This window comes from Methylobacterium planeticum (assembly GCF_008806345.1).
GTDB lineage: Bacteria > Pseudomonadota > Alphaproteobacteria > Rhizobiales > Beijerinckiaceae > Methylobacterium > Methylobacterium planeticum.
Genome location: NZ_VZZJ01000001.1, coordinates 212243 through 237731, shown reverse-complemented (window position 1 = coordinate 237731; position 25489 = coordinate 212243). Strand labels below are relative to the sequence as shown.

26 protein-coding genes are annotated in these 25489 nt (G+C 70.6%); 14 read left to right on the top strand and 12 right to left on the bottom strand.

The genetic code is table 11. From position 1 onward, the window contains the following. The first annotated feature begins 170 nt into the window (after positions 1-170). The 7 genes from F6X51_RS01140 (at position 171) to F6X51_RS01110 (ending at position 5605) form a co-directional block, all read left to right on the top strand. On the top strand, positions 171-965 hold the full coding sequence (locus tag F6X51_RS01140; protein ID WP_150961148.1) for an inositol monophosphatase family protein: 795 nt from the start codon (positions 171-173) through the stop codon (positions 963-965). A 208-nt stretch (positions 966-1173) separates the two neighbouring features. Continuing rightward, positions 1174-1719: an adenine phosphoribosyltransferase gene (locus F6X51_RS01135; RefSeq protein ID WP_150961146.1), complete on the top strand. Its 546-nt coding sequence runs from the start codon at positions 1174-1176 to the stop codon at positions 1717-1719. A 188-nt stretch (positions 1720-1907) separates the two neighbouring features. Further along, positions 1908-2042 (top strand): 50S ribosomal protein L34, encoded by a 135-nt coding sequence (rpmH, locus tag F6X51_RS01130; RefSeq protein ID WP_012253788.1) that lies wholly within the window; start codon positions 1908-1910, stop codon positions 2040-2042. 74 nt (positions 2043-2116) lie between these two features. Then, positions 2117-2689: a ribonuclease P protein component gene (gene rnpA, locus F6X51_RS01125; protein WP_150961144.1), complete on the top strand. Its 573-nt coding sequence runs from the start codon at positions 2117-2119 to the stop codon at positions 2687-2689. Then, the gene (gene yidC / locus F6X51_RS01120) at positions 2679-4520 is read left to right on the top strand and encodes a membrane protein insertase YidC (RefSeq protein WP_150961142.1); all 1842 of its coding nucleotides are present in this window, start codon (positions 2679-2681) and stop codon (positions 4518-4520) included. The genes rnpA and yidC overlap by 11 nt, the downstream gene beginning before the upstream one ends. A 54-nt stretch (positions 4521-4574) precedes the next feature. Then, positions 4575-5228 (top strand): ribosome biogenesis GTP-binding protein YihA/YsxC, encoded by a 654-nt coding sequence (gene yihA / locus F6X51_RS01115; RefSeq protein ID WP_150961140.1) that lies wholly within the window; start codon positions 4575-4577, stop codon positions 5226-5228. Continuing rightward, positions 5225-5605, top strand: coding sequence for a DUF423 domain-containing protein (locus F6X51_RS01110; protein ID WP_407658397.1), 381 nt, complete (start codon positions 5225-5227; stop codon positions 5603-5605). Before yihA ends, F6X51_RS01110 begins: the two co-directional genes overlap by 4 nt. Before the next feature lie 13 nt (positions 5606-5618). Here F6X51_RS01110 and F6X51_RS01105 read toward each other — a convergent pair whose 3' ends face one another. From F6X51_RS01105 to clpB, 5 genes are all read right to left on the bottom strand, one after another. Further along, complete coding sequence (locus F6X51_RS01105) at positions 5619-7583, bottom strand: putative bifunctional diguanylate cyclase/phosphodiesterase (RefSeq protein WP_150961138.1); 1965 nt, start codon at positions 7581-7583, stop codon at positions 5619-5621. Positions 7584-7998: 415 nt separating this feature from the next. Beyond that, positions 7999-9471, bottom strand: a complete 1473-nt coding sequence (locus tag F6X51_RS01100; protein ID WP_150961136.1) for a short-chain fatty acid transporter — start codon at positions 9469-9471, stop codon at positions 7999-8001. Positions 9472-9652: 181 nt separating this feature from the next. Further along, positions 9653-10783 carry an endo alpha-1,4 polygalactosaminidase gene (locus F6X51_RS01095; protein WP_150961134.1) on the bottom strand — a complete coding sequence of 377 codons (1131 nt, stop codon included), beginning with the start codon at positions 10781-10783 and terminating at the stop codon, positions 9653-9655. A 210-nt stretch (positions 10784-10993) separates the two neighbouring features. Continuing rightward, entirely contained in the window at positions 10994-11677 is a 684-nt protein-coding gene (locus F6X51_RS01090) for a metallophosphoesterase family protein (RefSeq protein ID WP_150961132.1), read from the bottom strand. Between the two features lie 84 nt (positions 11678-11761). Beyond that, a complete protein-coding gene (clpB, locus tag F6X51_RS01085) occupies positions 11762-14392 on the bottom strand; it encodes an ATP-dependent chaperone ClpB (RefSeq protein WP_150961130.1) in 2631 nt (876 codons plus the stop codon). 202 nt (positions 14393-14594) lie between these two features. Here clpB and F6X51_RS01080 point away from each other — a divergent pair, with 202 nt between their 5' ends. Next, positions 14595-15374 carry an MOSC domain-containing protein gene (locus F6X51_RS01080; protein ID WP_150961128.1) on the top strand — a complete coding sequence of 260 codons (780 nt, stop codon included), beginning with the start codon at positions 14595-14597 and terminating at the stop codon, positions 15372-15374. 54 nt (positions 15375-15428) lie between these two features. Here the strand turns inward: F6X51_RS01080 and F6X51_RS01075 are convergent, their stop codons facing one another. The 3 genes from F6X51_RS01075 to F6X51_RS01065 form a co-directional block, all read right to left on the bottom strand. Beyond that, positions 15429-15677, bottom strand: a complete 249-nt coding sequence (locus F6X51_RS01075) for a hypothetical protein (protein ID WP_150961126.1) — start codon at positions 15675-15677, stop codon at positions 15429-15431. 227 nt (positions 15678-15904) lie between these two features. Next, positions 15905-16114: a hypothetical protein gene (locus F6X51_RS01070; RefSeq protein WP_150961124.1), complete on the bottom strand. Its 210-nt coding sequence runs from the start codon at positions 16112-16114 to the stop codon at positions 15905-15907. Between the two features lie 303 nt (positions 16115-16417). Further along, positions 16418-16969 carry a hypothetical protein gene (locus F6X51_RS01065; RefSeq protein WP_150961122.1) on the bottom strand — a complete coding sequence of 184 codons (552 nt, stop codon included), beginning with the start codon at positions 16967-16969 and terminating at the stop codon, positions 16418-16420. 257 nt (positions 16970-17226) lie between these two features. Here F6X51_RS01065 and argB point away from each other — a divergent pair, with 257 nt between their 5' ends. The 3 genes from argB to F6X51_RS01050 all read left to right on the top strand — a co-directional run bounded on the left by argB (position 17227) and on the right by F6X51_RS01050 (position 19392). Beyond that, positions 17227-18120, top strand: a complete 894-nt coding sequence (argB, locus tag F6X51_RS01060) for an acetylglutamate kinase (protein WP_150961120.1) — start codon at positions 17227-17229, stop codon at positions 18118-18120. A gap of 112 nt (positions 18121-18232) precedes the next feature. Continuing rightward, positions 18233-18970, top strand: coding sequence for a pyrimidine 5'-nucleotidase (locus F6X51_RS01055; protein ID WP_150961118.1), 738 nt, complete (start codon positions 18233-18235; stop codon positions 18968-18970). Positions 18971-18984: 14 nt separating this feature from the next. Then, entirely contained in the window at positions 18985-19392 is a 408-nt protein-coding gene (locus F6X51_RS01050) for a metallopeptidase family protein (protein ID WP_150961116.1), read from the top strand. Here F6X51_RS01050 and F6X51_RS01045 read toward each other — a convergent pair. The 4 genes from F6X51_RS01045 to F6X51_RS01030 form a co-directional block, all read right to left on the bottom strand. After that, positions 19389-20630, bottom strand: coding sequence for a peptide ABC transporter permease (locus F6X51_RS01045; RefSeq protein WP_150961114.1), 1242 nt, complete (start codon positions 20628-20630; stop codon positions 19389-19391). The two genes, F6X51_RS01050 and F6X51_RS01045, sit on opposite strands and share 4 nt — an antisense overlap. A gap of 172 nt (positions 20631-20802) precedes the next feature. Continuing rightward, positions 20803-21327 (bottom strand): DUF2937 family protein, encoded by a 525-nt coding sequence (locus tag F6X51_RS01040; protein WP_150961112.1) that lies wholly within the window; start codon positions 21325-21327, stop codon positions 20803-20805. 103 nt (positions 21328-21430) lie between these two features. Further along, a complete protein-coding gene (locus F6X51_RS01035) occupies positions 21431-22447 on the bottom strand; it encodes a WD40 repeat domain-containing protein (RefSeq protein WP_150961110.1) in 1017 nt (338 codons plus the stop codon). Positions 22448-22527: 80 nt separating this feature from the next. Beyond that, positions 22528-23196, bottom strand: a complete 669-nt coding sequence (locus tag F6X51_RS01030) for a YoaK family protein (protein WP_150961108.1) — start codon at positions 23194-23196, stop codon at positions 22528-22530. A gap of 207 nt (positions 23197-23403) precedes the next feature. On the opposite strand from F6X51_RS01030, the gene F6X51_RS01025 reads away from it, so the two are divergent. From F6X51_RS01025 to F6X51_RS01015, 3 genes are all read left to right on the top strand, one after another. Beyond that, positions 23404-23832 carry a response regulator gene (locus F6X51_RS01025; RefSeq protein WP_150961106.1) on the top strand — a complete coding sequence of 143 codons (429 nt, stop codon included), beginning with the start codon at positions 23404-23406 and terminating at the stop codon, positions 23830-23832. A 40-nt stretch (positions 23833-23872) separates the two neighbouring features. Then, on the top strand, positions 23873-24244 hold the full coding sequence (locus F6X51_RS01020; RefSeq protein WP_150961104.1) for a photosystem reaction center subunit H: 372 nt from the start codon (positions 23873-23875) through the stop codon (positions 24242-24244). 113 nt (positions 24245-24357) lie between these two features. Beyond that, positions 24358-25446: an ROK family protein gene (locus tag F6X51_RS01015; RefSeq protein WP_150961102.1), complete on the top strand. Its 1089-nt coding sequence runs from the start codon at positions 24358-24360 to the stop codon at positions 25444-25446. Positions 25447-25489 lie beyond the last annotated feature (43 nt).

The following is a 25489-nucleotide window of genomic DNA, read 5'->3' as shown; positions in this document are numbered from 1 at the left end:
TTCCGGATAGCGCGCGTCCGATGCGTCCCCGTGCCCGAGCGCGGAGGCCGCGATTGCGGACGCGTTGGACGCTCCGCGAATGTCCGCCCGGCATCGCATCGGGGTCGATCTTTTCGCGCATTGCTTTAAACCCCGGCGCAAATCAGCGATCCGGACGAGCCAAGACACCGATGATCTCCTCTCCCCTCATGACCGTCATGGTCGACGCCGTGCGCAAGGCTGCGCGCGGTCTCAAGCGCGATTTCGGCGAGGTCGAGAACCTCCAGGTATCCCGCAAGGGGCCCGGCAACTTCGTGTCTGCGGCGGACCGGAAGGCTGAGGAAGTCCTGCGCGACGCGCTGATGAAGGCCCGGCCCGGCTACGGTCTGGTGCTCGAGGAGAACGGCGTCATCGAGGGTCAGGACAAGAGCCACACCTGGCATGTCGACCCCCTCGACGGCACGACGAACTTCCTGCACGGCATCCCGCATTTCGCCATCTCGGTGGGGCTTGAGCGCGACGGCCAGATCGTCGCCGGCGTGATCTATGATCCGATCAAGGACGAACTGTTCGTGGCCGAGCGCGGCAAGGGCGCCTACCTCAACAACCGTCGCCTTCGCGTCTCCGGCCGCACCGACATGGCCGACGCGCTCGCGGCCTACGGCACGCCCTATCTCGGTCGCGGCAACCACCCGCGCCTCTTGAAGGAGGTCGCCGCCGTGATGGCGGTCTCCGGGGGCACGCGCCGTCTCGGATCGGCTGCCCTCGACCTCGCTTATGTCGCCTGCGGCCGCCTCGACCTCTACTGGGAGCGCGACCTTCAGACCTGGGACATGGCCGCCGGCATCATCCTGGTTCGCGAATCCGGCGGCTTCGTGAGCTCCGCCGACGGTGCCTCCGAGGCACTGGCCACACGCTCGGTCGCCTGCGGCAACGAGATCCTGCACCGGGAACTCGTCGCCATCCTGCGCAAGTGCAACGGATGATCGGCGGGCCCTTGACGGCCGTCGAGGCGGCCGGTGCAGGAATGCCGATGATATCGGCACTCACGACGCGCCCCTGGCTTTCTCGACGCCGCTGATCGGACATGGAGCGCGGCTCGCGACGCCGTGACCTGCCCGGGGGCACGACGCTGGCCAGTGGACCGGGCTTCTGCTTAAAACCGCCCTGCTCTCGTCTCAGAAGGCCATCCGCATGGACGCCCGCCGCCACATCGCATTGAAGGAATCGATCCGTTCGATTCCGGATTACCCGAAGCCGGGGATCATCTTCCGCGATATCACCACGCTCCTGAGCGACCCCCGCGCCTTCCGGCGCGCCGTCGACGCCCTGGTTCACCCCTACGCGGGCGGGCGCATCGATCAGGTCGCCGGCATCGAGGCGCGCGGGTTCATCCTCGGCGGCGCCGTCGCGCACCAGCTGTCCTCCGGCTTCGTCCCGATCCGCAAGAAGGGCAAGCTCCCGCACAAGACGGTCTCGATCGCCTACGCTCTCGAGTACGGAACTGACGAGATCGAGATCCATGTCGACGCGATCAAGCCGGGCGACCGCGTCCTCCTCGTCGACGATCTGATCGCCACCGGCGGCACCGCGATGGCGGCGGTCAACCTGCTGCGCCGCATTGGCGCCGAGGTGGTGGCAGCCTGCTTCGTGATCGACCTGCCCGAGATCGGCGGCGCGCAGCGCCTTCGCGATCTCGACGTTCCGGTCCGCACCCTGATGGAGTTCGACGGGCATTGAGCGCCGCGGGCACGGCCGCCTGTCGACGAAACGTTGACTCTGGCAGACCCTTCCGCCATAAGCCGGCTCGTCGCGACGTGGCGCCCCTTTCGGGCGCCCTTCGCGCTTGCAGACAATCTCAGGACGCGAAGGTCCGGCGCGGATTTAGCCGCCCGCGATCGCGCCTCGACCTTTGGAGGCCTTGAGCCATGAAGAGAACCTATCAACCGAGCAAGCTCGTGCGCAAGCGCCGCCACGGTTTCCGCGCCCGCATGGCGACCGCCGGCGGCCGCAAGGTGATCGCGGCGCGCCGCGCCCACGGCCGCAAGCGCCTCTCGGCGTAAGCTTGATCGACGCGCCGCTTCCGCGTGGCGCGCAGCCGGTCCTTCCTGGGAGGGGCCGTAGGATCGAACCGCCAGTGTCGACGATCGAACGGCTGAAGCGGCGATCCGATTTCCTGGCGGCGGCCAACGGGCGCCGCTTCCACACCGAGCGCATGACCGCGCAAGGTCGCCTGCGGGATGCGGGCGAGCAGCGCGACGGTGCCCCGGCGGAGGGGCTGCATCTCGGGTTCACGATCACGAAGCGGGTTGGCCATGCCACCGAGCGAAACCGCATCCGGCGCCGCCTGCGCGAGGCCGTCGATGCCGTCGCTGAGGACGCCCCGGTGATCGCGGCAGACATCGTGCTGATCGCGCGCCGTCCGGCGCTGACCGCGCCCTTCGAGATCCTGAAGGACGACCTGCGCCGTGCGCTCTCCACGGTGACGAAGCCCCGTGGGCCCAAGCCCTTCGCGAAGCCGGCCCCGAAAGCCGCACGCGGCGGCCCTGGCGCGCCGAGGGGCGGGCCCACACCTTCGGGAGGTGCGGAGCGCCGCACCCGTTCGGGTGAGGCTGAGGCGACGACCGGAATCCCTGCGGAGGATGCGGGCTCTGCCCGCACCACCACCCTCGACAGACACGCGTGCGACGGATCCAGTGATGGGCAATGACAAGACCAACATGATCGTGGCGATCGCGCTGTCGCTCGTGGTTCTGCTCGGCTGGAATTACTTCATCGCGGCTCCCCGCGTGGAGCAGCAGCGGCAGACCGCGGCGCAGAATCAGGCTGCGAACCAGAGCCCCGGCACGACCCCGGACGGGGTTGTGTCCCCGAGCCCGAAGGAGGGCGGCCCCGCCGCACCCGTGGCCGGGACGCTGCCGTCCGGAGCCCCGATCTCCCGCGAGGCGGCCCTCGCGCGCTCGCCGCGGATCCGCATCGAGACCCCGGCGATCTCGGGATCGGTGGCTCTGAAGGGCGGTCGCATCGACGACGTGTCCCTGAAGAACTACCACGAGACGGTGGACGACAAGAGCCCGCACATCGTGCTGTTCTCGCCGGCCGGGACCGAGACGCCCTACTACGCCGAGTTCGGCTGGGTCGGGCAGAATGCCGGCCCGCTGCCGAACAACGAGACGCTCTGGAAGGCCGACGGCGAGACCCTCTCCCCCGGCAAGCCCGTGACGTTGAGCTGGGACAACGGCGCGGGTCTGGTGTTCCGCCGCATTCTCGCAGTCGACGACAAGTTCATGTTCACCGTCCGCGACGAGGTGGAGAACAAGGGCTCGGGCGCGATCACGCTCTACCCGTACAGCTTGGTGTCGCGCTGGGGTAAGCCGCATACCCAGGGCTATTACGTCCTGCACGAGGGCATGATCGGCGTGCTCGGCGGCGACGGATTGCAGGAATACACCTACGATCACCTGGCCAAGGAGCCCGCCTACGGTGGGCCGGCCACCAAGGGCAAGGCCTGGCCGAACGTAACCGGCGGCTTCGTCGGCATCACCGACAAGTATTGGGCCGCCGCCGCGATCCCCGACCAGGCGACCGCCTATACGGGCGCGTTCACCGAACGCACCGACGGTGCGACCAAGGTTTACCAGGCGAGCGTCCGGGCCGACGCACGCAACGTCGAGCCGGGCGCCAGTGTCGCGATGACCCAGCGCCTGTTCGCGGGCGCCAAGGAAGTCAACGCCATCAACGCCTACGAGCGGGACCTCGGGATCAAGCAGTTCGATCTGATGATCGACTGGGGCTGGTTCCACTTCATCACCAAGCCGATGTTCCGGGCCCTCGATTTCTTCTTCCACCTGTTCGGCAATTTCGGCGTCTCGATCCTCGTCGTGACGGCGATCCTGAAGATCTTCTTCCTGCCGATCGCCAATCGATCCTACGTCTCCATGGCCAAGATGAAGGCCGTGCAGCCGGAGATGCAGTCGATCCGCACGCGCTATGCTGATGACAAGGTGAAGCAGCAGCAGGCGATGATGGAACTCTACAAGAAGGAGAAGATCAACCCGGTGGCCGGTTGCTGGCCGGTGTTGATCCAGATCCCGGTCTTCTTCGCGCTCTACAAGGTCTTGTTCATCACCATCGAGATGCGGCATGCGCCCTTCTTCGGCTGGATCCAGGATCTGGCCGCGCCCGATCCGACCAGCATCCTGAATCTGTTCGGTCTCCTGCCCTTCGCCGCCCCGGATTTCATCCATCTCGGCATCTGGCCGCTGATCATGGGCGTGACGATGTTCGTGCAGATGAAGATGAACCCCGCGCCGCCGGACCCGGTGCAGGCTCAGATCTTCACCTTCATGCCGATCATCTTCACCTTCATGCTCGGCTCGTTCCCAGCCGGACTGGTGATCTACTGGGCCTGGAACAATACGCTCTCGGTGATCCAGCAATACGTCATCATGCGCCGCAACGGCGTGAAGGTGGAGCTGTGGGATAACCTGCGGGGGACCTTCCGAAAGGGCGCCTCCGAGAAGGCGACTGCCAAAAGCTGATCGTCCGATCGGCCCGTGAGGGGCCGGGCGGTGCGCCCGGCCCTGGAAGAAATCATGAACGATTCCACCGAAATCGACCCGGCCCTGCTCGAGGCGGGCCGCCTGCTCTTCGCCGGCAGCGCGGACTTCATCTCGGCCGCTCCGTCGCTCGGCAGCCTGCCGGCGATGAACGGCGTCGAGATCGCGTTCGCGGGCCGCTCGAACGTCGGCAAGTCGAGCCTCGTCAACGCGCTGACCGGCCGCAACACGCTGGCGCGCACCTCGCACACGCCGGGGCGGACGCAGCAGCTGAACTTCTTCGACATCGGCGGGCGCCTGACCCTGGTCGACATGCCGGGCTACGGCTTCGCGGCGGTGGAGAAGGCCAAGGTCGCGGCCTGGACCGAGCTGATCCACGCCTACCTGAAGGGCCGGGCGAACCTCGCGCGGGTCTTCATGCTGATCGATTCGCGCCACGGGCTGAAGGCGATCGACACGGACGTGCTCGACGGCTTGGACAAGGCGGCGGTGAGCTACCAGATCGTGCTGACCAAGGCCGACGCCCTGAAGAAGTCCGAGATGGAGGCGCGCGTCCGCGGCGTCGAGGCGGCCCTCGCCAAGCGCCCGGCCGCCTACCCGGTGGTCCTGCTGACCTCGAGCCGCGACGACCGCGGCGTGCCGGAATTGCGGGCCACCATCGCCCGGCTCCTGGCCGAGCACGGCGGGTGAGGCCGGGCCTGGCGCTGCCCGAGCGCCTGATCCTGGGCCTTGCGGGGTTGGCCGGGCTCCTCGGCGTCGCGGCGAGCGCGGCGGCGGCCCACCGGGCCGAAGCCGAATCGCTGCGGATTGCCGCGCAGTTCCTGCTGTTCCATGCCCCGGCCCTGGTCGGCCTCGCGGCGCTGGCGGGCGGCGGCCTGATCCGGGTGCCGCTCACGCGCATCGCCGCCGCCGCGCTCGGCCTCGGCCTCGTGCTGTTCTGCGGCGACTTGTCGATGCGGGCACTGGCGCGGACGCCCCTGTTCCCGATGGCGGCGCCGAGCGGCGGCCTCCTGCTGATGGCGGGCTGGCTCCTCGTGGCCGTGAGCGGCCTCCTGCGGACCCGCTGAGGCGAGCGGCCCCTCACGCCACCGAGGCGACGCCGGGGCCCGGCGCCTCGATCCGGCGGGCGGCGTCCCGGGTCGCCAGGAGGCGGGCTTCCTCCTGCGGCACCGGGTTCGAGAAGTAGTAGCCCTGCATGGTGCGGCAGCCGAGATGGCCGAGGAGGAGCATCTGCTCCCGGGTCTCCACCCCCTCGGCCACGCAGGCGATCCCGAGCGTGCGGCACATGCCGATGACCGAGCGGACGATGTCCCGGCAGGTCCGGCTCGTTTCCATCTCCTGGATGAAGGAGCGGTCGAGCTTCAGCTTGTCGATCGGCAGCCGGTGGACGTAGCTCAGGCTCGAGAAGCCGGTCCCGAAATCGTCGAGCGCGATGGCGACGCCCATCTCCTTGAGGGCGTCCAGGGTCTTCTTCGCCTCGGGGAAGTCGCGGATGATCGCCGTCTCGGTGACTTCGAAGGCGATCCGGTTCGGGGCGATCCCGCTCGCCGTGATGATCTCGGAGAGGCGCTGCGCGAAGTCCGGCGTCGCGACATCGCAGGCCGACAGGTTGAAGAAGAGCTGCACCTCCGGCGGCCAGGTGGCGGCGGCCGCCAGCGCCTTGGTGAGCAGGACGTCGGTGAGCAGGTTGGTCAGGCCGGCATTCTCCGCCGCCGCGATGAACTCGGTCGGCAGCACCGCGCCGATCTCCGGGCTGGTCCAGCGCGCCAGCGCCTCGAAGGCGATGATGCTGTTGCGGGAGGCGTCGACGACGGGTTGGAACACCACCGACAGCTCGCGCTGGAGGTCGGCCATCCGGAGGGCGCGCGCGACCCCGTCGCGCCGCCGCATGCTGCTCGCGAAGGCGCCGGTGAAGCGGACGCAGCCGCCCCGCTTGCCCGCTTTCCCCTGGTGGAGGGCGAAGTAGGCCTGCTCCTTCAGGTCGCCGGTCGCCGCGCGGCCCGTGACCAGGCTCGCGAGCCCGATCGTGGCGCTCACGCGCACGCTCCGGGCGGCGACGTGGTAGGGCTCGCGCAGCGCCTCGGCGATCTCCCGGCACAGCGCCAGGGCATCCTCGGCCGACTCGCCGTCGGCCAGGATCAGCCCGAACTCGTCGCCCCCGAGCCGCCCGAGGCGGCTCCGGTCGCCGACGTGCTCGGACAGGCGCAGGGCCACCTCGCGCAGAACCAGGTTGCCCGAGGCCTGCCCCAAGACCTCGTTCACGCCCCCGAATCCGTCGAGGTCGATCAGCGCGAGATGTACCTCGGCGCCGACCGTCGCCTGCGCGATCCGCTCACGAAGCCGCGCGAAGAAGACGGCCCGGTTCGGCAGGTCGGTCAGGATGTCGCTGTGGGCGAGGTGGACGTTGGCCTCGTGCAGGCGCTTCAGCTCGGCGTGCTGCTGCACGAGGTCGACGAAGCTCTTCGAGCTCATCCGCACGAGGTGGAAGATCGCGGCGCCGCTCACCATGAAGGTCACGGCCGTGATCCGGAGGACGTCCTCGCCTCCGGTGAGCAGGGACAGGATGCCGATCGGCGGGATCGCCACGAGCGAGAACAGGCTGGCCGAGCGCACGTGCATCAGGCTCACGGCGCACACGATGATCGTGTCGGCCATGAAGAACAGGCTGTGCACGCGCAGGGCCGCCGTGCCCTCGGCGGCGAGGGCGAAGGCCCAGGCGCTGGTGGTCCCCACCAGCAGCGGCGCCAGCACGTTGATGGAGCGGATCTGGCGCTTGGCGATCTCCGGCGACATCGGCGCGCGGGCGATCCGGCGGCACTTCCGGCTCTGCCAGAGATAGCCCGACAGCAGCAGCACCAGCGGTCCGACGACGAGGGCCGTCGGTGCGGCGCCGCGGTAGGCGGCGGCCATCAGGAGGGCGTTGCAGGCATGCACGGCGTAGAAGGGCTGCGCGTTGCGGACGATCACCCTCGCCTGCGCGCTCTGGATCCGCTCCCGGTCGAGCCGGGGCGGATCCATGTCGAAGAACTTCGGAATCGCGATCATGTCCACACCAACCGCCGGCCCGCCACGATTCGCGCGCCGATCCCAGGTTGGCATCCATGCGTGATCTTGTGTTGGCACCTTTTTATTTGATGTTTTTCTATTCAATGTGACGGGGATCTCGTCTCGGTTCGATGGAAATCTAGCAAATATTAACGCACAAGTTGCGTTCATGGGTGTGATGCAGGTTCTGAGGCCGAGGAGACGCCGTGTCGGGCGCCCCCTCGTTCGGCCGCGCGCACGGTTCGGGGGCGGCCTCGGGCGCATCGCACCTGAGCAGGAATTGTCCCGCGCCCCGGGCTCGGCGCGGCGTCCGAAGCGGGCCGGGGCTGCTTTGCTCGGTCCGAGGCGCCGCGATCCGGAGCGGCCCAGCCGGCCGCCCCGTTCTGCGGCCGGTGCGGCCGGTGCGGCCTGCGCCTCAGCCCGGCATCACCGGCGGATGGTAGGTCAGCGTGAGGGCGAGCGCCCAGAGCAGGAACAGCACCACCGGGAGGTGGACCAGGAGCTGGAGGAAGCTGAAGCCGACGATGTCGCGGGCCTTGAGGCCGAGGATGCCGACCAGCGGCAGCATCCAGAACGGGTTGATCAGGTTCGGCAGCGCCTCGGCGGCGTTGTAGACCATCACGGCCCAGCCGAGATGCACCTTCAGCTCGTTGGCCGCCTGCATCACGTAGGGGGCCTCGAGGAGCCACTTGCCCCCGCCGGAGGGCACGAAGAAGCCGAGCACCGCCGAGTAGACGCCCATCGAGAGCGGGAAGCTGCCCGTGGTGTTGAGGCTGACGAAGGCGTGGGTGATAACGTCCGAGGTCGAGGTGCCGGCACCGTTCTTGGCGTTCGTCAGCATGGAGCTGATCGCCGCGTAGAGCGGGTACTGGATCAGGATGCCGGCGGTGGCCGGGACGGAGCGCGCCACCGCCACGAGGAAGCGCTTCGGGCGCCAGTGCAGCAGCAGGCCGAGGGTGAGGAACAGGAGGTTGTATGTGTTCAGGTTCGAGATCGCGGTGATCCAGGATTGGCGCGCGAATTCCTGCACCACCCAGCCCATGGCCAGCAGGACGAGCAGGATCGTCAGGATCGGCGAATGCTCCAGCCACTCGCCGGGCTGCTGGGGACGCCCGACATCCTCGCTCTCGCGGGCGACGTCGATCCCGAGATCCGCCGCCGTGACGGCCGCGGTCTGCCCCGGCGCCGAGGCGTAGGCGATGACGACCGAGATCACGAACAGGATCAGGGCGACGAGCATCGACTGCCACAGGAAGATCGTCTCGCTGAAGGGGATCACCCCGGTGATCGCCAGGAGGTTCTTCGGCAGGCTCGCGGGGTTCGCCTGGAGCTGGGCCGCGGAGGAACTGAGGCCGAGGGCCCAGGTGGCGCCGAGGCCGAGATAGGCGGCGGCCCCGGCCGCCCTGTAATCCATGCGCAGGTCCGTGCGGCGCGCCAGCGCCCGGGCGAGGAGGCCGCCGAAGATCAGGCTCAGGCCCCAGCTCAGGAAGGACGAGACCATGGTGGCGGCGGCCACGAACCCGACCGCGCCGCGCCCGGTCTTCGGCAGCGCCGCCATGCGGTCGATCAGCGCCTGGACCGGGGGCGAGGTCGCCACCACGTAGCCGCCGATCGTCACGAAGGCCATCTGCATGGTGAAGGGGATCAGGCTCCAGAAGCCGTCGCCGAAGCTCTTGGCGATGGCGGGCGCCGGCGCCCCGTTGGCGAAGGCCCCGAGGGCCACGATCACCACCGCGATGGCGACGAAGATGAAGGCGTCCGGGAACCAGCGCTCGGCCCAGGCGGTGAAGCGGATGCCGAGCCGCGCCAGCGAGCCCTCGGTCAGCGCGGCGCCGGGCGCCGGCGGCGCTCCTGCGGGGCGGGTGGTGTCGACCGGCTTCGTTGGCATGGGAGCGTCCTCGCGGGCGGGTTCGTCCCTCCCCACCCGTTTCTTGCGCAGGCCCGGACGCGGCTCAAGCCGCGCGGGCACCCGCCGCGAGATCAACCCACGGACAATGTCAGGCGCGCGGCCGCGCGGCGGACGCCGCCGCGCCGGGCCTGGACCTCCTCACGGGTCGTGCGGGCGCGCCTCAGGCCGCGAAGGCCGGATGGTCCGCCCCGCAGAGGCGCTGCAGGTAGAGCGCCATCGGGTCGCTGAGGGCGGCGTCCCGTGCGGGCCGGGGCGCCGAAGCCGCGCCGCGCTCCCGCTGGGCCAGGGCCTCGACGAGCTCCGGCCGGAAGTTGAAGGCATCGAGAGACCCGGCGGACGGGACGGCCGGATTCCGCGGTCCCTCGGCGGCGAGCTGCTGGCGGTCGCGCGGCGTCGGGCGCGGCGGGGCGCCCGGGCCGGCGCCCGCCGCCGCCGCGCTGGGCCGGGCCGGCGCCGCCGCAGGGGCCCGTTTGGGCGCCGCGGCGAGACGGGCGGGCGCCGCCGGGGCGGGACGGGCAGGCTTGATCCGGGTGACGTAGCTGCCGAGGCCGTCGCGCTCGGCCTGGGCGTGGACGTCGTCGATCTGCGCGGCGCCGCCGACCTGCTCGATCGCGATCACATCCTTCCCGGCCGCCAGCATCCGCTGGAGCAGGCGCAGGCACTTGCGCGTCGCCGCGACGGGCTGCCTCTCGCCGGCGGCCGTGTAGTAGAGGTTCTCCCGGAACAGGCCGTCGATCGCCGCGAGGTAGCGGTCGTCCCCGAGCAGCGCCTCGCCGTTGCCGGCCCAGACCTTGAAGGCCGGGTTCCTGGCCCGGGCAGCCCCCGCGAGGGCGGTCACGAGGTCGATCATGGCGGCGGCCGGATCGGTCTGCCCGCTGGCCGCGAGCGCCGCACGGCCCCGCTCCGAAACGGTCCGGCAGGCCTCGACCCCGTCGAGGTAGACGCCGTCGTAGCCGTCGCGGACCAGGGTCGCCACCGCGCGCATCAGCCACGCCTGCCAGTTGCTCGACCAGAAGGCGGTCTCGACCTGTCCGGAGCGGTGCGGCACGAGGCTGTCGCGCGGGTCGCGCGGGGCGGTGGGCTGGATGGCGCCGAGATCGGCCTCGCCGATGGAGAGATAGGCGAGCAGCAGGTGCGGGTCGGCGGGGCCGCCCCCCATGCGCGCCACCTGCCCGCGGGTCCACGGGATTCCGGCCGGATCCCTCGGGGACACCACCCGCACGTCGAAGGGGGACGCCGCGATCTGCGCCGGATCGAGGCCGTGAAGCAGGTGGAGGCCAGTTCTCGGCATATAATCCTCAGATCACCGAATGCTATTTCCCTTAAACAAAAGTAAACCATGACCAAAAGGTGGCGAACGCGCCTCGAACTGGGTCTGTACTGATCCATACCGGCACCGCCGGAATGCCCAATACGCTATTCGGGTGAGGCGCTTGGGGGCCGTTTACTCGCGGACGAGACGGGCTCTGGCGCCGTGGAAACGTTGTGGCCGGGCCCGCGGTCAGGTCCCGTAGCGCCGCGCCGGGATGCCGAGGAACGCGACGGCCGGGCCCTGGCCCTCCGTGAACACGCCCGCCGTCAGGGCCCCGCCATAGACCGCGCCGGTGTCGAGGTTGGTGCGGTGGCGCCGCACCTCCGGCTCGCCGGCGGGCAGCGGCGTGTGGCCGTGGACGACGTGGCGGCCGAAATCGCACTCGTCCGACAGGAAGGGCTCGCGGATCCAGAGGCGGTTCTGCAGGTCGGGGTCGGGGGGCGTGCAGCCCGGGCGGAAGCCCGCATGGACGTACCAATGCGCCGCGTCCGCATGCACGCTCGGCAGCGCCTCGAGCCAGTCGAGCACGTCGCCCGGCACGTCCTCGATCGCGTCGAGGCCGAAGGAGGCGAGCGTCGCGCCGCCGCCGTTGCGCAGCCAGTGCTCGGCGGCACCCGGGGTCTGCAGCGAGGCGAGCAGCATCGCCTCGTGGTTGCCGATCAGGCAGGTGACGCGCTCGGGGTCGTTCCAGTGCAGCCGCCGCACGATGCGCAGCACCCCGGCGCTGTCCGGGCCGCGGTCGATGTAGTCGCCGAGGAAGACGAGCCGGTGTGGGCGCCCGGCGCTGTGGGCCTCGATCCGCGCGAGCAGCGCCTCGAGGAGGTTGGCGCAGCCGTGGATGTCGCCGATCGCGTAGGTGAGGTCGTGGGTCATCGCCCCCCAATCTCCGCGGGCGGGGGCGCAAAGAAAAGCCCCGGCGCTCCCGCCAGCGGGAGCGCCGGGGCCGTCGGGCCACGATCAGTTCAGGGTGACGTTCGCCGGGCGGCGCTCGGCCCCCACCGCGACGTCGCCGATCATCAGCCCCATCGGGCCGAGATGGACCGGGACGGTCTCCCCGTCATGGACCTTGCCGGACAGGATCAGCTCGGCGAGCGGGTCCTGCACGTTCTTCTGGATGACGCGCTTGAGGGGGCGCGCGCCGTAGGCCGGGTCGTAGCCCTTGTCGGCGAGCCAGGCGCGGGCCTCCCCGTCGACCTCGAGGGCGAGTTTCCGGTCCTCCAGGAGCTTCTCCAGGCGATGGAGCTGGATGTCGACGATCGCCCCCATCTCGCCGCGTGCGAGGCGGTGGAACAGGATGATCTCGTCGACCCGGTTGAGGAATTCCGGGCGGAAGTGGCTGCGCACCACGCCCATCACCTCGTCCCGCACCGCGTCGCTGTCCTCGCCCTCGCGCTGGTTGACCAGGTACTCGGCCCCGAGATTGGAGGTCATGATCAGCAGCGTGTTGCGGAAGTCGACCGTGCGCCCCTGCCCGTCCGTCAGGCGCCCGTCGTCGAGCACCTGGAGGAGGACGTTGAACACGTCCGGATGCGCCTTCTCGACCTCGTCGAACAGCACGACCTGATAGGGCCGGCGCCGCACGGCCTCGGTCAGCGCCCCGCCCTCCTCGTAGCCGACATAGCCCGGGGGGGCGCCGATGAGGCGGGCCACCGCGTGCTTCTCCATGTACTCGGACATGTCGATGCGCACGAGGGCGGTGTCGTCGTCGAACAGGAAGCCGGCGAGCGCCTTCGTCAGCTCGGTCTTGCCGACGCCGGTCGGCCCGAGGAACATGAACGAGCCGATCGGCCGGTTCGGGTCCTGCAGGCCGGCGCGCGCCCGCCGCACCGCCGTCGAGACCGCCTCGACGGCCTCGCGCTGGCCGACGACGCGCCGCGACAGGGCGTCCTCCATGGCGAGCAGCTTCTCGCGCTCGCCCTCCAGCATCTTGTCGACCGGCACACCGGTCCAGCGCGAGACGACCCCCGCGATGTGGGCCGGCGTCACCGCCTCCTCGACCATGCCGTCGCGCGCGACCGCGCTCTCGGCCTGCGCCTCGATCGCGCCGAGCTGCTTCTCGAGCCCGGGGATCACCCCGTAGGCGAGCTCGCCCGCGCGCTGGTACTGGCCCTGGCGCTGCGCGCCGGCCAGCTCCGTCCGGGCCTCGTCGAGCTTCTTCTTCAGCTCGGCCGCGGCCCCGAGCTTGTCCTTCTCGGCCTTCCAGCGGGCGGTGATCGAGGCGGATTGCTCCTCGAGGTCGGCGAGCTCCTTCTCGAGCCGCACGAGGCGGTCGCGGGAGGCGGAATCCGGCTCCTTCTTCAGGGCCTCGGCCTCGATCTTCAGCCGCACGATCTCGCGGTCGACATTGTCGAGCTCCTCGGGCTTCGAATCGACCTGCATGCGCAGGCGCGATCCGGCCTCGTCCACGAGGTCGATCGCCTTGTCGGGCAGGAAGCGGTCGGTGATGTAGCGGTTCGACAGGGTCGCGGCCGCGACGAGCGCCGAATCCTGGATGCGCACGCCGTGGTGCTGCTCGTACTTCTCCTTGATGCCGCGCAGGATCGAGACCGTGTCCTCGACGGTGGGCTCGGACACGAAGACGGGCTGGAAGCGCCGCGCGAGCGCCGCGTCCTTCTCGACGTGCTTGCGGTACTCGTCTAGGGTGGTGGCGCCGACGCAATGCAGCTCGCCCCGCGCAAGGGCCGGCTTGAGCAGGTTCGAGGCGTCCATCGCCCCGTCCGCCTTGCCGGCCCCCACGAGGGTGTGCATCTCGTCGATGAACAGGATGATGCCGCCCTCGGCCGCCGTGACCTCGGAGAGCACGCCCTTCAGCCGCTCCTCGAACTCGCCGCGATATTTCGCGCCCGCGATCAGCGAGCCCATGTCGAGGGCGAGCAGGGACTTTTCGCGAAGCGATTCCGGCACGTCGCCGTTGATGATGCGAAGCGCCAGGCCCTCGACGATCGCGGTCTTGCCGACGCCGGGCTCGCCGATCAGCACGGGATTGTTCTTGGTGCGCCGGGACAGGACCTGGATGGTGCGGCGGATCTCCTCGTCGCGCCCGATCACCGGGTCGAGCTTGCCCTCGCGCGCCGCCTCCGTCAGGTCGCGAGCGTATTTCTTCAGGGCGTCGTAGGCGTTCTCGGCGCTGGCATTGTCGGCGGTGCGGCCCTTGCGCAGGGCGTTGATGGCCGCGTTGAGGGAGGCCGGGGTGACGCCGGCCGCCGCGAGCGCCCGCCCCGCCTCGGTCTCCTTCTCGACCGCGAGCGCGAGGAGCAGCCGCTCCACCGTGACGTAGGAATCGCCCGCCTTCTCGGCGGCCTTCTCGGCGGTGTCGAACAGGCGCACGAGCTCGCGCGTCGCCTGGGGGGGCGCCGCGTTCCCGGAGACCTTCGGCTGCTTGGCGAGCCAGCCCTCCGTCTGCGCCAGCGCCACGCGGGACTGCCCGCCGGCGCCGTCGATCAGGCCGGCGCAGAGCCCTTCGGGATCGTCGAGCAGCACCTTGAGCAGGTGGCCCGGCTGCAATTGCGGATGGCCCTCGCGCATCGCGAGGTTCTGCGCCGCCTGGACGAAGCCGCGGGCGCGTTCGGTGTACTTCTCGAAATTCACTGGATCTCACCTCCCCGTACCGGCGATCCGCCGCCCGCCTCGCGGCACGGCCTCGCCGAAACAGCGCCCCCCGGCCCTGAGGACCGCCGAGAGCCCCGGCGCCCTGGGGCCGCCGGTCCACCGAATGTGGTGTTGTAAATCGGCACCACAAGGGGCTGCCGGGGGCTTGCGCCGCGGGGAATTTCCGGGTCACGCTCCGTGCATGACCGAACGCCCGAGCCTCCGCCTCTCCGCCCTCTACCGCTACCCGGTGAAGGGCCTCAGCCCCGAGCGGCTCGAAACCGCGATGCTCGAGACGAGCGGCTACTTCCCGGGCGACCGGCTCTACGCCATCGAGAACGGCCCCTCGGGCTTCAACCCGGTGGCGCCGCGCCACCAGCCCAAGACCAAGTACCTGATGCTGATGCGCGACGAGGCCCTGGCGCGCCTGCGCACCCGCTACGACGACGCCAGCGCGACGCTCACGGTCGAGACCGGCGACGGCACCCGGCTCGAGGCCGACCTCGGCACGCCGGACGGCCGGGGCGCGCTCGAGGACCTGATGCGCGCCTACCTGCCGGAGGCCCTGCGCGGGGAGCCGCGCGTGCTCACGGCGCCGCCGCAATACCGCTTCACGGATTCGCGCATCGGCTACGTCTCGCTGATCAACCTCGCCAGCGTGCGCGCCATCGAGGACCTCGTCGGCGCGCCGGTCGATCCGCTGCGCTTCCGCGGCAACCTGCTGGTCGAGGGCCTGGAGCCCTGGGCCGAGCTCGCGATGGTCGGGTCGGTCCTCGAGGGAGCGGACGGCCTGTGCCTGCGCCTGACCCAGCGCACGCAGCGCTGCGCCGCGACCAACGTCGACCCGGTCAGCGGCCTGCGCGACCTCGAGATCCCCTGGATCCTCGATGCGCGCCTGGGCCACCGGGATTGCGGGATCTACGCGGAGGTCCTGGCCGGCGGCCGCCTGCGCACGGGGGATGTCCTCAGGATCGCCGCCTGACCGGCGATCCTGAGGCGGCCTTGCTCATCCGGCACCGGTTCACGGATCACCGGTTCAGAAGGCGTGGCCGCCGGCGGTACGGACCGGGGCGGATTCGGCGTGGCGGCGCTCGCAGGTGATCTTCAGGTAGCGCTGGTCGCCGCCGGGAAAACCCGCCGCCGCCGCCATCGTCTGGGCGTGCAGCATGCATTCCATCGGCGTGCGGGCCGGAGCGACGATGACGTCGAGGGCGGTTTCACGCGAGCAATCCTGGGCCAGCAACGTGCCGGCGCAGACGAGCGCGACCGAGAGCAATTCAGACATGACGGACCCCTTGTTCGAATGGTCGAAAGGTCCGCGGTGGTGCTCTGGCGCTCGAGCCGCCGCGTGATTATTGCCTCGGCGTGTTCCTCACTCACTTCTATCTTCGACTTAGCACGGCCTATGCCAGCCTCGTCTGTTAAATGCCTCACGCACGCGCGTGTTGCGCCTGCGCCTCACCCGGATCTTCGGTGCCGTCGACGGTCGGCACCGGGCTGTCCCGGCCGCGATCAGTCGCGGGTCGCGAGCCAAGTCGGCTCCGGATCCTCGCTCGGCATCAGGATGGCGACCGCGTCGAGGTCGACCGTGTAGTTCTGGGTCAGCAACTGCCAGACCTCGGCCTGCGACCCCGCCTTGCGGCGCAACCCGTCGAGGGCGCGGGACAGCAGGCTGGGGCTGGTCAGGGTGGGACGGGTGAAGAGGGGATCGGCGTTGAGCATCGGTCTCGTGATCCTGGACGACCTGATCAGGATCGAGCGCCATGGTTAATGGAAGGTTTACCTATCCTGGCCGCACGCGTTCGTTTTTCTTCCATCAATCCCGATCTCCGGGTCGAGAAGGCCTGGAGTTGCTTTGAAAAGTATCTTTTGGACTTCTTGCGGGGATGTCACGGGAGAGATCGAGCAATCTTTCGAGATATCTGGTGATTTTCCATTGAGTTTAGGTGCGGAGAGGCGATCGAACGATCTCGGGGAGCGTGATAAATACAGAACAACGGGGCCCTGCTTTGCGCTCGGGATCCGTTACGGCTCGCTGCAGGCGAGCACGTCCATGCCCTCGATCACGCTGGCGGCCCGTGCGCGCAGGACGCGGGACAGATTTGGGTCATCGGCGAGGCGAAGGGCGTCCCGCTTGAGGGTCCGGTCGCAGCCGCAGGAGCGGCTCCGGGCCTCGTCGTAGCAGGCGTCGTGGCGCTGGCAGGCGGCATCGAGGGCGTCCACCGGCGCGCGCGCCTGGCCGTCGGCGTCCAGGCCGCGGTCTCCCGGGCCGCAATAATTGCCGTGGTAGAGGTTCCGGCCGGTGACGACCTCCGCGACCGACCCGTCCGGCAGCGATTCGCGGGCGCGCTGGTCCTGGGTGTTGAGGGCGTTGGCCGGGCCGCCGGCCTGGGATCCCGATTGCTTCTGGAAGGAGGGGATCGGCGGCGCGTCCTCCGGCGTCGGCCCGCCGATGTCGGTGGGGGAGCCCTGCGGCGAGACCGCGTCGATGCCGCTATCCGGCGTCTGGGCCGCGACGCCGGTGGCGAGGAGGGCCGCGAACAGGAGGGGCAGGAGGCGCAGGCATTGCGTGGTCAAGGCGGGGTCCGCTCCGGTTGTGGCCGCCAGGAATGTGCAACCGGTCGTCCCGGTTCCGCCGGGCATCCCGGTTCCGCCGGGCATCCCAGTTACGCCGGGCATCCCGGGCCGCCCGGGACCCGAAGGCCGCGCGGGGGCGTGGCCGCCACTCTGGACCGGATTTTGCGCGGGTCGTGACTTCGCAGGGCGCCCGCACTCATGTAGAAGCCCGCCCGCGTCCGCCATCGATTTTGTCGCCCGGCTCTCAGAGGACCACGATGACCGACCTGCCGAACGTGCACGTGCGCGCCGAAGTCCTGGCCCAGGCCCTCCCGCATATGCAGCGCTACGATCAGGAGATCGTGGTCATCAAGTATGGCGGCCACGCCATGGGCGACCGCGCCGCGGCGGAGGATTTCGCCGAGGACATCGTGCTCCTCGAACAATCCGGCCTGAAGCCGATCGTCGTCCACGGCGGCGGTCCGCAGATCGGCCGGATGCTGGAGCGGCTCGGGATCCAGTCGGAATTCCGCGGCGGCCTGCGGGTCACCGACGAGGCCACCGTCGAGGTGGTCGAGATGGTCCTGGCCGGCTCGATCAACAAGCAGATCGTCGGCTGGATCTCGGCCGAGGGCGGCCGGGCCATCGGCCTGTGCGGCAAGGACGGGAACATGGTGCGGGCCAAGCGGGCGCTGCGCACCGTCAAGGACCCGGAGAGCCAGGAGGAGAAGGCCCTCGATCTCGGCCTCGTCGGCGAGCCCGAGCATGTCGAGCGCGGCGTCCTCGACGCGGTGCTGAAGGCCGAACTGATCCCGGTGCTCGCGCCCGTCGCCTACGGGGCGGACGGGCAGACCTACAACGTCAACGCCGACACCTTCTCGGGGGCGATCGCCGGGGCCCTGCGGGCTAAGCGCCTCCTCCTCCTCACCGACGTGCCGGGCGTCCTCGACAAGGACAAGAACCTGATCCCGGAGCTGACCGTGGAGGATTGCCGCCGGCTGATCGCGGACGGCACCATCACGGGGGGCATGATCCCCAAGGTCGAGACCTGCATCTACGCCATCGACCAGGGCGTCGAGGCGGTGGTCATCCTCGACGGCAAGGTCAACCACGCGGTGCTGCTGGAGCTGTTCACCGATTACGGCGCCGGGACCCTGATCCGGCGCAAATGAATCCCGTCGCGGCCTAGCGCGGCGGGGAGAGGTTTCCTTTCGCGGCCAAGGCATCCATCTTACCCTGCCCTGGCCGCGCAGACCCGCGCGCCGTTCACGAAACGCGAGAGCCTTGTTCCTTCCAGGCGAGAGCCATTTCACCACCGTCGAGTCCCGGGGGTTCCGAGACGTCGACACCTGGGTCTTCGACCTCGACAACACGCTGTATCCGAGCGACGCACGGGTCTGGCCGCAGGTCGACGAGCGCATCACCCTCTACGTCATGCGCCTCTACGGGCTCGATGGGCTGTCGGCCCGCGCCCTGCAGAAGCACTTCTACCACCGCTACGGCACCACCCTGAAGGCCCTGATGGTCGAGGCGGCCGTGGACCCGCACGACTTCCTCGATTTCGCCCACGACATCGACCATTCGACGATCAAGCTCGACCCGGCCCTCGGCGAGGCCATCGAGCGGCTGCCCGGGCGCAAGCTGATCCTCACCAACGGCTCGCGCCGCCACGCCGAGAACGTCGCGGCCAAGCTCGGCATCCTCGACCATTTCGAGGACGTGTTCGACATCGCGGCGGCGGATTTCGTGCCGAAGCCCGAGCGCTCGACCTACGAGCGCTTCCTCGCCCGGCACGGGGTCGATCCGCGCCGCTCGGCCCTGTTCGAGGACATCGCCCGCAACCTCGTGGTCCCGTACGACCTCGGCATGACCACCGTCCTGGTGGTGCCCCGGGTCATCGACCCGTTCCGCGAGGCCTTCGAGCAGGAGGCGGTGCGCGAGGCCCATATCGATCATATCACGAACGATCTCGCGGCCTTCCTGCAGGATTGCGTCCTGCCCGTCTCGGGCGAGGCCCCGTGACGGAGGCGGGACCGATGGCGGATCTCGCGGAGGCCCGGGCCCCGAGCCTCGCGGCCATCGAGGTGCTGGCGCACGAGGCCTTCGGACGCCTGCCCGAGGCGTTCCGGACGCTGGCGGCGGGCGTGCGCATCGCCGTCGAGGACTTCCCCGACGACGAGACCCTGGCCGAGATGGCCTGCGAGAGCGAGTTCGACCTGCTCGGCCTGTTCCGGGGCGTCGGGCTGGCGCAGGCGGGCGAGGTCGTGACCGGGCAGATGCCCAACATGGTCTGGCTCTACCGGCGCCCGCTCCTCGATTACTGGGCGGAGCACGACGAGACCCTCGGCCACCTCGTCACCCACGTCCTCGTCCACGAGATCGGCCACCATGTCGGCCTGTCGGACGCCGACATGGCGGCGATCGAGGCGGCGGCCGACGCCTAGCCCGGGTTGCCCTCGTCGCGGACCCGCCGCAGCAAGCTCACCTTCGGGCGCCGCGAGCGGAACTGGCCGCGCTCGATCGAGACGAAGACCAGGACCGTGATGGCCAGGGTGGTGAGCCACCACATCACCGTGAGGCCGACGCCGACGCACGCGATGGTGAAGGCGGTGGCGAAGGCCGCCATCGCGCCGGGCACCAGGGCCGGCGCGCCGCGGCCGCTGCGGCGCACCGAGGCGTAGAGCGCGAAGGCCGCCGCGAGGGCGCCGACGATTCCGAGCTCGTACCAGAACTCGAACAGCATCGTGGTCGGGGCGTTGGCCGGCAGCAGCCCGACGAAGCGTCCGCGCAGGGCGGTCTCGAAGCCGTGCCCGGTGACGAGGCGCACCGGCTCGGTGGTGACGACCTTCTGCCAGGCCTTGAGCGAGAGCACGCCTGGCGCCACCGGCCCGAACAGGGCCGCGCCGACCGGGCGCGCCACGAAGGGCAGCAGGGGCGCGAGGGCCAGCAGGAGCGCCGAGAGCCCCGCCGTGACGACGACGCCGAGGTTCTGGCGGGCGCTCGTCAGCGCGAAGGCGAGCGCGCCGATGCCGAGGGCGACGATCTGCGTCGAGTTCGGCGAGACCGCGAGGGCGCCGGCCACCACGAGGGCGATGGCCAGCGCCTCGCGGTCGCGTTGGCGCGAGCGCAGCCAGGCCACCGCCGGCCAGACCAGCAGGGCGAGGAGCGTCAGCCCGCGGTCGAGGGCGTTGTCCTCCTCGGGCCCGCCGCGCATCAGCGTGTCGCCGAACACCCCGATCATGATCGCCACGATGGCGGCGGCGGTGACGCCGAGGGGCAGGAGGTAGAGATTCGCCGAGCGCATCCGGTCCGGCAGGGCGAGGTAGCCCGCCAGCGTCAGCAGGATCGTGGCGATCAGGTTGAGCAGCCGCTCCGTCGCCTGGCCCGGGAACGGCGTCCAGATCAGCGACAGGGCCGACCACAGGATCACCAGGATGCCGGCGAGGAAGGCCGGCGCCGTCAGGAGCTGCGTGGCCGCCGGCCGGAGCGGGCGCTGGCGGTTGTCGATGGCGCTCGCGAGAATCAGCAGGATCACGGCGATCGGGGCGAGGACGACGGTGGCGCGGCGCGCCACCTGCGCCACCACGGGCACGATCACGAACAGCCCGAAGAAGCCGACGCGGCGCAGGAGGGCCGCGGCATCGAGCGCCGGATCGACGGTGGGATTGGACGCGCGCGCCATGATGCGACTGACAGACCGTGAGCCGGCGCGGGGGCCTCGTCGTCCGCGCGCGTGCTCCTCCCTCGTAGTTCAGCTGTGCCGGGGCCGCTGTAGACCCTGGGCAACACATGATGTCACAACGGCTTGCCGCTGTGCAGGGCACCCATGCGCCCGCAGGGCCCTCAGGCGGCCCTCAGGCGGCTGTCGGCTCGGCGCGCGGGCGCCGGCGGGCCATGCGGCGCCCGACATCCGAGAGGACGCGCCAGCCGCCCCAGCTCGCCAGGAACCCGAGGAGGCCGGCGACGAGGCCGTCGACGGTGGTCGGCACGGCGGGCTTGTAATCCTGGTAGGTGGCGCGGGCGAGCGACAGGTCGGGGTCGCGGATCACGGCGGCGAGCCGCCCGAGCGGGCTCGTCGACCCGGTGAGCGCCTGCTGCTGCGCCGAGAGCCGGGCGAGGCGCTCGATGTCCGAGCGGGCGGCCTCGCCGCGGCGCGCCACCAGGGCGTCGGCGTTGCCGCGCAGGCGGTCGACGGCGCCCTCCGGGCTGTTGCCGGTGGCGCGGGCATCCGCCTCGAGGGTCTGGACCGAGCGGCGCAACTCGTCGACGGTGCCGCCGAGGCGCTGGGCATATTGCTGCGCGAATTCGGGCCCCTGCGCCGCGATCACGCCGCCGAGGAGCCCGAGCGCGAGGCCGAGGGTGCGGATCACACGGAACACGAACGTCACCTCCGCCAATGGACGTTGAGCCAGAAGAGCACGACGGGAGGTAAGGTTCCAGACGTTGCCCGGGTTGTGCCGGGCGCCGCCCCGTCCCCGCCCCTCAGGCCGGCAGCGTCAGCAGGCCCGCCGCGCCGTCACCGCACCCGAAGGCGAGGCGCGCCCCCCGGGCATCCCAGGCGAGCGCCGTCACGCCGCTGCCGCGCTGGGCCGGCCGCACGAGCAGCTCCGAGGCGTCGGTGAAGCGCACGAGCAGGATGCAGCCGTCCTCGTAGCCCATCGCCAGGACCGGAGCCTTGGGGTGGAACGCCACGCGGGAGACCCGGGCCGGGCGCACGCCGCATTCCCGCGGGGCCTTGCCGGTGGGGCCCTCCTTCGAATCGAAGGGCCAGACGATCGTGGCCTCGGCCCCGCTGGTGGCGAGCCAGTGCCCGTCGGAGGACCACGAGACCGAGCGGACCTTGCCGGGGTAGCCCGACATCCGCATGTGGCCGCGGTCCGGCTGCAGGCGCCAGCCGTGCAGGGCGTTCTCCTGCATGGTCGTGACGACGAAGCGCCCGTCGGGCGACCAGGTCACGTCGATATGCGAGCCCTTCCACGCGATCACCTCGGGCGCGCCCTCGTGGTTCGGATACCAGAGGCTGACGCCGTTGTAGTGGGCCACCGCGAGGCGGTAGCCCTTCGGCGCGAAGGCGAGGCCGCGGGCGGTGGAGGGCGCCGTCAGCGCGCGCTCGCGGCCCTTGGCGTCGCGCGCGGTCACGGTGCGGCCCGCCGCGTAGGCGAGCCCGCCATCCGGATGCAGCGCCAGCGCGTCGATCCAGGCCCCGCCCCTGGCGGCCGCGATCTCGGTGGAGCGCCCGTCCGCCCGGGTCTCGACCACGCGCCCGTCGTCGCCGCCGGTGACGAGCCGGGCCGGGTCGCCGGCGGCGACCAGGATGCCCCCGTCGGGATGCGCGGCGACGTCCGCCTCGGCGCCCTCGCGCACGAGGCGCACCCGCCCGTCCCCGAGGGCCAGGGCCAGCGTGTCCTTGAGCCAGTGGGCCGCGGTGACGTGGGCGCCCGCCTGGATCGGCGCGACGTGGCCCGTGAGAGAGGGGGCGGGGCTGGTCGTGGAGCTCATGCGGAAAAGCCTTGCGGAGCGGAAGGTCTCGGGGCGGTCTCGTCGGGGCAAGCCCGCGGGGACCGGACCGGGTGGGCAATTCAGGGCGATGTCTGGACGGGCGCGGGCCTGCGGGCAACGATGATGGCGGCCATGATCGACAGCAAGGCCGTGATCGTTGCCGGAACCACCAGCGCGGCGAGGCCGATCCGGCCGTACACGGCCGTCCCGGCCGCAGCGCCGGCGAGGAGCGCCAGCCAGACCGCCCCGTCCCCGGCCCAGCCATAGGCCGGGCCCCGGCGCGACAGGGCGAGGGCGACCTTCTGGCCGAAGCTGAACAGGGCGCCGGTCACGAAGGTGGTGCCGGCGCGAAACCCCTGGACCTGGACCAGCACGGCATTCTGCGCCCCCATGGCGAGCGCCATGAACAGGGAGGCGAGCTCGAGATCCGGGGTCGTCAGCCCGATCGACAGGGCGCCGAGCACGGTCAGGGCCTCGAAGGCGAGGACCACCGGCGTCGCCCAGCGCGGCGCCGTCACCACCGAGAGGCCGCCGCCCAGGACGGCGCCGAGGAAGAAGGTGAAGATCAGGAGCGCCGGCAGGATGGCGTGATGGAAATCCTGGCGCCCCAGCGCCACCGAGAGCTGCGTGGTGTTGCCGCTCATGAACGACGTGTAGAGGCCGCCGAGCCGGATGAAGCCGAGCGCGTCGACGTAGCCCGCGAGCGCCGTGAGGATCAGGCCGTAGGCCAGGAGCCAGGATCTGTTCATGAATCCGAGAACGCGGAACGGGGCCGTAACGCTTCGTTAACCCTTTGGGCCTTTCCGTGAAGGCGCGGGCGGGCAGGGTTAAAGGTTCGCTCACCAAACCTGAGCAATTCGAGAGGTTCACGGCGAACATCGGCGCGAGCGGGCCCGTTGGTCCGGCGATCCGACATCGCGGCCGTCGCCGCGCGCCGGGTGAGTTGGAGTTGCGTCATGATCCCCTTCGCCTGCGCTGCCCTCACTGCCCCCGCCTTCCTCAATGGCGTCGCCGAGACCGTGCTGGTCGTCGAGGACGAGGCCGCCGTCTGCGAACTCATCGTCGAGGCCCTGCTCGACGAAGGCTACCGCGTGCTCAGCGCCGCCGACGCGGTCGAGGCCGAGGCCATCCTGGCCCGCGAGAGCGTGGACCTGCTCTTCACCGATATCGATCTGGCCCGCAACACGAACGGGATCGCGCTGGCGCGCCGCGCCCGCAGCCAGCGCCCGGACCTGCCCGTGGTCTACACGTCGGGCGGCCGCGGGAGCCTTTCGCAGGCCGACGCCGTTGCCGAGTCGATCTTCGTCCCGAAGCCCTACCGGCCGAGCCAGCTCGTGGCCCTCACGAACGGCATCCTGCGCCGCAGCCATCCCCACCACGCCTGAGCGGCCGGAACAGACGCGGCCCGCAGCCGGAGCCACAGCCATGCGCCTCGCCCTCCCCCTGATCCTCACCCTGCTGCTCCACGGCGGTGCCGCCGAGGCCGCCTGCGACGTGAAGGGCGCCAAGCTCGAGGAGGCGATCGCCCAGAAGAGCGAGCTGCGCGAGACCGCCAACAAGCAGACGGTCCGGGACCTGCGGACCCTGCGCGACGCCGCCATCGTCCTCGACACCTACAAGTACGGGGCCGAGTGCGAGCGCCTGATCGAGATCGTCAAGGCGCTCGCCGCCAACCCCGAGAAGACGATCGAGCAGGGCGGCGACACCGACGAGGACAAGGCCGAGAGCCTGGAGCAGGCGCGCGAGCCGAAGGCGCCCCCGCCGGCGGATTCGAGCACGGCACCCCGGCAAAAATAATCCGTGTACGACGTGTCCGGGCGGCGCACTCGGCCCCGCTTCGCGCGTTCTAGCCCGGCTGGCGCGCCCGAGGGGCCGCCGGATCCGGCGTGAGGCGAGGAGTACGGGGCGGCATGGCGGGGGGCGCGCAGAACGGTCATTCGGCGATCGCGCACGGAGCGCGCGACCTGCCATCCGTCATCATCGACGATTACAACATCGAGCTGGCGAACGAGGAGGGCTTCATCGGCGACCGGGTCTCGAAGGGGGCCTTCCGCGACCTCGTGGAGGATTGGCGCGAGAAGCTGCGCCAGCTCGGCGACGATCCCCTCGGCGACATCCCGAGCCAGGACATCAGCAAGAAGCGCCTCGACCGCCTGCTGCTTTCCGACGACGTGCTCGGCGCCGGCCTCGTCTTCGGAGCCGTGGAGGATTTCGCCCAGGAGCTCGCGACCGTCGTGCGCCGCTTCCTGCGCCAGAAGGATTGGCGCGACACGCAGGCGATCGTGGTGGGGGGCGGCTTCAGCGACAGCCGCATCGGCCACTTCACCATCAGCCGGGCCGCCGTGATCCTGCGCGCGGGCGGCCTCGAGGTGCATCTGGAGCCGATCCGCAACCATCCGGACGAGGCTGGCCTGATCGGGGCCGCCCACCTCGCCCCGGCCTGGATCTTCTCGGGCTACGACAGCCTGCTCGCCGTCGATATCGGCGGCAGCAACTTCCGGGCGGGCGTGCTGGTGACGAACCGCAAGAAGGCGCCGGACCTCTCGCGCGCCGCGGTCTGGCGCTCCGAGCACTGGCGCCACCGCTGCGAGGAGCCGGCGCCCTCGCGCGACGCCGCCGTCGACCGCCTCGTCGGCATGCTGCGCGAGCTGATCATCCGGGCGGAGCGCGCCCGGCTCAAGCTCGCCCCCTTCATCGGCGTAGGCTGCCCCGGACTGATCGAGGCGGACGGGTCGATCACCCGCGGCGGCCAGAACCTGCCGGGCAACTGGGAGAGCAACCGCTTCAACCTCCCCGAGGCCCTGCGACAGGCGATCCCGGAGATCGACGGGCACGAGACCATGGTGCTGATGCACAACGACGCCGTGGTGCAGGGCTTGAGCGAGGTGCCCAACATGGGCGCCTACCAGCGCTGGGGCGTGCTCACCATCGGGACCGGCCTCGGCAACGCGCGCTTCACCTATCGCAACCGGGAGAACGAGACGTCGGCGGAGGCGTGATCGCCGCGACGCAGGCCACCGGATCGAGGCCGCCGCCGCATCG

Coding starts and splice junctions, on each gene's coding strand:
- F6X51_RS01025 (WP_150961106.1), top strand. CDS start 23,404: ATGATCCCCTTCGCCTGCGCTGCCCTCACTGCCCCCGCCTTCCTCAAT.
- F6X51_RS01030 (WP_150961108.1), bottom strand. CDS start 23,196: ATGAACAGATCCTGGCTCCTGGCCTACGGCCTGATCCTCACGGCGCTC.
- F6X51_RS01105 (WP_150961138.1), bottom strand. CDS start 7,583: ATGATCGCGATTCCGAAGTTCTTCGACATGGATCCGCCCCGGCTCGAC.
- yidC (WP_150961142.1), top strand. CDS start 2,679: ATGGGCAATGACAAGACCAACATGATCGTGGCGATCGCGCTGTCGCTC.
- argB (WP_150961120.1), top strand. CDS start 17,227: ATGACCGACCTGCCGAACGTGCACGTGCGCGCCGAAGTCCTGGCCCAG.
- yihA (WP_150961140.1), top strand. CDS start 4,575: ATGAACGATTCCACCGAAATCGACCCGGCCCTGCTCGAGGCGGGCCGC.
- rpmH (WP_012253788.1), top strand. CDS start 1,908: ATGAAGAGAACCTATCAACCGAGCAAGCTCGTGCGCAAGCGCCGCCAC.
- F6X51_RS01035 (WP_150961110.1), bottom strand. CDS start 22,447: ATGAGCTCCACGACCAGCCCCGCCCCCTCTCTCACGGGCCACGTCGCG.
- F6X51_RS01090 (WP_150961132.1), bottom strand. CDS start 11,677: ATGACCCACGACCTCACCTACGCGATCGGCGACATCCACGGCTGCGCC.
- F6X51_RS01045 (WP_150961114.1), bottom strand. CDS start 20,630: ATGGCGCGCGCGTCCAATCCCACCGTCGATCCGGCGCTCGATGCCGCG.
- F6X51_RS01080 (WP_150961128.1), top strand. CDS start 14,595: ATGACCGAACGCCCGAGCCTCCGCCTCTCCGCCCTCTACCGCTACCCG.
- F6X51_RS01140 (WP_150961148.1), top strand. CDS start 171: ATGATCTCCTCTCCCCTCATGACCGTCATGGTCGACGCCGTGCGCAAG.
- F6X51_RS01075 (WP_150961126.1), bottom strand. CDS start 15,677: ATGTCTGAATTGCTCTCGGTCGCGCTCGTCTGCGCCGGCACGTTGCTG.
- F6X51_RS01020 (WP_150961104.1), top strand. CDS start 23,873: ATGCGCCTCGCCCTCCCCCTGATCCTCACCCTGCTGCTCCACGGCGGT.
- F6X51_RS01095 (WP_150961134.1), bottom strand. CDS start 10,783: ATGCCGAGAACTGGCCTCCACCTGCTTCACGGCCTCGATCCGGCGCAG.
- F6X51_RS01015 (WP_150961102.1), top strand. CDS start 24,358: ATGGCGGGGGGCGCGCAGAACGGTCATTCGGCGATCGCGCACGGAGCG.
- F6X51_RS01135 (WP_150961146.1), top strand. CDS start 1,174: ATGGACGCCCGCCGCCACATCGCATTGAAGGAATCGATCCGTTCGATT.
- F6X51_RS01100 (WP_150961136.1), bottom strand. CDS start 9,471: ATGCCAACGAAGCCGGTCGACACCACCCGCCCCGCAGGAGCGCCGCCG.
- F6X51_RS01070 (WP_150961124.1), bottom strand. CDS start 16,114: ATGCTCAACGCCGATCCCCTCTTCACCCGTCCCACCCTGACCAGCCCC.
- F6X51_RS01050 (WP_150961116.1), top strand. CDS start 18,985: ATGGCGGATCTCGCGGAGGCCCGGGCCCCGAGCCTCGCGGCCATCGAG.